This window comes from Streptomyces sp. SBT349 (assembly GCF_001083795.1).
GTDB lineage: Bacteria > Actinomycetota > Actinomycetes > Streptomycetales > Streptomycetaceae > Streptomyces.
Window position 1 is genome coordinate 1 of sequence record NZ_LAVK01000526.1, and the last position, 3,583, is coordinate 3,583.

Below are 3,583 nucleotides of genomic sequence, written 5' to 3' on the forward strand. Positions count from 1 at the left end.
CCCGCTGCCCCACCCCACGGGTCGCCCGGTCGTCCGCGCCGGGAACGGACCCCGCGGCCCGCGTCCCGGAACGGCGGCCCGAGCCTCCCCCGTCTTGACAGCACTTGCCGGACGCTCTTAGCGTCCATGGGGAGTGAAACGATTCACAGCGGTGTTGAGCACCTTGGGAGCCCTGATCGCATGACCGCCCCCTCCGCCGTCAAGGCGGCCCTCGCCTCTCAGGCCATCGAGACCCCGTCGTGGGCCTACGGAAACTCCGGCACCCGCTTCAAGGTGTTCGCCCAGCAGGGTGTCCCCCGCACCCCCCAGGAGAAGCTCGACGACGCCGCGCGGGTGCACCAGCACACCGGGGTCGCGCCCATCGTGGCGCTGCACATCCCGTGGGACCGGGTGGACGACTACGCGGCGCTCGCCCGCCACGCGGAGGACCTGGGCCTGCGTCTGGGCGCCATCAACGCCAACGTCTTCCAGGACGACGACTACAAGCTGGGCAGCGTCTGCCACCCCGACGCCACCGTGCGGCGCAAGGCGCTCGACCACCTGCTCGAGTGCGTCGACATCATGGACGCCACCGGCTCCCGCGACCTCAAGCTGTGGTTCGCCGACGGCACCAACTACCCCGGGCAGGACGACATCAGGAGCCGTCAGGACCGGCTGGCCGAGGCGCTGGCCGCGGTCTACGAGCGGCTCGGCGACGACCAGCGGATGCTGCTGGAGTACAAGTTCTTCGAGCCCGCCTTCTACGCCACGGACGTGCCGGACTGGGGCACCGCCTACGCGCACTGCCTCAAGCTCGGCCCCAAGGCGCAGGTGGTCGTGGACACCGGGCACCACGCCCCGGGCACCAACATCGAGTTCATCGTGGCCCTGCTGCTGCGCGAGGGGAAGCTCGGCGGCTTCGACTTCAACTCCCGCTTCTACGCCGACGACGACCTGATGGTGGGGGCGGCCGACCCCTTCCAGCTCTTCCGCATCATGTACGAGGTGGTGCGCGGCGGCGGCCTCGCCTCCGAGGTCGCCTTCATGCTGGACCAGTGCCACAACATCGAGCCGAAGATCCCCGCGATCATCCGCTCGGTGATGAACGTCCAGGAGGCGACCGCCAAGGCGCTGCTGGTGGACCGCGAGGCGCTGGCCGCCGCGCAGGCCACGGGCGACGTGCTGGCGGCGAACGGGGCGCTGATGGACGCGTTCTCCACGGACGTCAGGCCGCTGCTGGCCGAGGTGCGCGCGGACGCGGGTCTCGACCCCGATCCGGTCGCCGCCTACCATCGCTCCGGCTGGTCCGAGCGGATCGCCGAAGACCGCAAGGGCGGCCAGCAGGCCGGTTGGGGGGCCTGACGGATGACCACGCACCGTGACGCGGACGGCCCCCGGGCGCCGCACCCGGCCGTCGAGGCCCTGCTGGCCCGTTCCCACCGCCTCGGCGCCGACCCGCGCAACACCAACTACGCGGGGGGGAACACCTCCGCCAAGGGCACCGCGACCGACCCGGTGACGGGCGGCGAGATCGAGCTGATGTGGGTCAAGGGCTCGGGCGGCGACCTGGGCACCCTGCGGGCCGAGGGGCTCGCGGCGCTGCGCCTGGACCGGCTGCGGGCGCTGACCGGGGTGTATCCGGGGGTCGAGCGCGAGGACGAGATGGTCGCCGCGTTCGACTACTGCCTGCACGGCAAGGGCGGGGCCGCGCCCTCCATCGACACCGCGATGCACGGGCTGGTGACCGCGCCGCACGTGGACCACCTGCACCCGGACTCCGGCATCGCGCTGGCGTGCGCGGCGGACGGCGAGGCGCTGACGAAGGAGTGCTTCGGCGAGCGGGTGGTGTGGGTGCCGTGGCGGCGGCCCGGCTTCCAGCTCGGCCTGGACATCGCGGCGGTGCAACGCGCCCACCCGCAGGCGATCGGCTGCGTGCTGGGCGGCCACGGAATCACCGCGTGGGGAGAGAGCGCCGAGGAGTGCGAGCGGAACTCGCTGTCCATGATCCGCAGGGCGGAGACATTCCTCGCGGAGCGCGGCAGGCCGGAGCCGTTCGGCCCGGTGGTCGCCGGGTTCGAGGCGCTGCCCGAGGCGGAACGGCGGGCGCGCGCCGCGGCGCTCGCGCCGGTGGTCCGGGGGCTGGCCTCGGCCGACAGGCCGCAGGTGGGTCACTTCACCGACGCCGAGGTGGTACTCGACTTCCTCGCGCGCGCCGAGCACCCGCGGCTGGCGCGGCTGGGGACCTCGTGCCCCGACCACTTCCTGCGCACGAAGGTCCGCCCGCTGGTCCTGGACCTGCCGCCGGGCGCGCCGCTCGGCGAGGCGGTGGCGCGGCTGAAGGAGCTGCACGCGGCGTACCGCGAGGAGTACCGGGCGTACTACGAGCGGCACGCGGACGACGCTTCGCCCGCGATGCGCGGCGCGGACCCGGCGATCGTGCTGGTGCCGGGGGTGGGGATGTTCTCCTTCGGCAGGGACAAGCAGACGGCGCGCGTGGCGGGCGAGTTCTATGTGAACGCGATCAACGTGATGCGCGGCGCTGAGGCGGTGTCCTCGTACGCCCCCATCGAGGAGGCGGAGAAGTTCCGCATCGAGTACTGGGAGCTGGAGGAGGCGAAGCTGCGGCGGATGCCCGCGCCCAAGCCGCTGGCGACCCGGGTCGCGCTGGTGACGGGCGCGGGGTCGGGCATCGGCCGGGCGACCGCGCTGCGGCTGGCGGCGGAGGGCGCCTGCGTGGTGGTCGCCGACGTCGACGCGGGGGCCGCGGCGGCGGTGGCCGAGGAGCTCGGCGGCCCCGACCGGGCCGTGGCGGTGACGGTGGACGTGACCTCGGAGGAGGAGATCGGGGCGGCGTTCCGTTCCGCGGCGCTGGCGTTCGGCGGGGTGGACCTGGTGGTCAACAACGCGGGCATCTCCATCTCCAAGCCGCTGCTGGAGACCACGGCCGGGGACTGGGACCGGCAGCACGGCATCATGGCGCGCGGCTCGTTCCTGGTCTCCCGGGAGGCGGCGCGGCTGATGACCGAGCAGGGCATGGGCGGCGACATCGTCTACATCTCGTCCAAGAACGGCGTCTTCGCCGGGCCGAACAACATCGCCTACGGGGCGGCCAAGGCGGACCAGGCCCACCAGGTGCGGCTGCTGGCGGCCGAGCTGGGCGGGCACGGCATCCGCGTCAACGGCATCAACCCGGACGGCGTGGTGCGCGGCTCCGGGATCTTCGCCGGGGGCTGGGGCGCCAAGCGGGCGGCGGTGTACGGGGTGCCGGAGGAGAAGCTCGGCGAGTTCTACGCGCAGCGGACGCTGCTGAAGCGGGAGGTGCTGCCCGAGCACGTGGCGGGCGCGGTGTTCGCGCTGACCGGCGGCGACCTGAGCCACACCACGGGGCTGCACATCCCGGTGGACGCCGGGGTGGCCGCGGCGTTCCTGCGGTGACCGGGGCGAGCGGAACCGGGACCGCCGCCCGCCCGTTCGCCGCCGTGGACCTGGGCGCGGCGAGCGGGCGGGTCATGCTGGGGTGGGTCGGCGGCGGGGAGCTGGCGCTGAGTGAGGTGCACCGTTTCCCCAACGAGCCGGTGCGGGTGGGCGGGACGCTGCACTGGGA

The 3,583-nt window shown here is 73.6% G+C and carries 2 protein-coding genes; both read left to right on the plus strand.

The genetic code is table 11. From position 1 onward, the window contains the following. The first annotated feature begins 180 nt into the window (after positions 1 to 180). Positions 181 to 1,341 carry an L-rhamnose isomerase gene (rhaI, locus tag ADY01_RS34035; RefSeq protein WP_049580636.1) on the plus strand — a complete coding sequence of 387 codons (1,161 nt, stop codon included), beginning with the start codon at positions 181 to 183 and terminating at the stop codon, positions 1,339 to 1,341. 3 nt (positions 1,342 to 1,344) lie between these two features. After that, positions 1,345 to 3,414, plus strand: a complete 2,070-nt coding sequence (locus ADY01_RS34040) for a bifunctional rhamnulose-1-phosphate aldolase/short-chain dehydrogenase (RefSeq protein ID WP_049580637.1) — start codon at positions 1,345 to 1,347, stop codon at positions 3,412 to 3,414. Positions 3,415 to 3,583: the final 169 nt, after the last annotated feature.

What these genes read in the sequence shown, in the direction of transcription:
- rhaI (WP_049580636.1), top strand. Translation starts at nt 181, where the DNA reads ATGACCGCCCCCTCCGCCGTCAAGGCGGCCCTCGCCTCTCAGGCCATC.
- ADY01_RS34040 (WP_049580637.1), top strand. Translation starts at nt 1,345, where the DNA reads ATGACCACGCACCGTGACGCGGACGGCCCCCGGGCGCCGCACCCGGCC.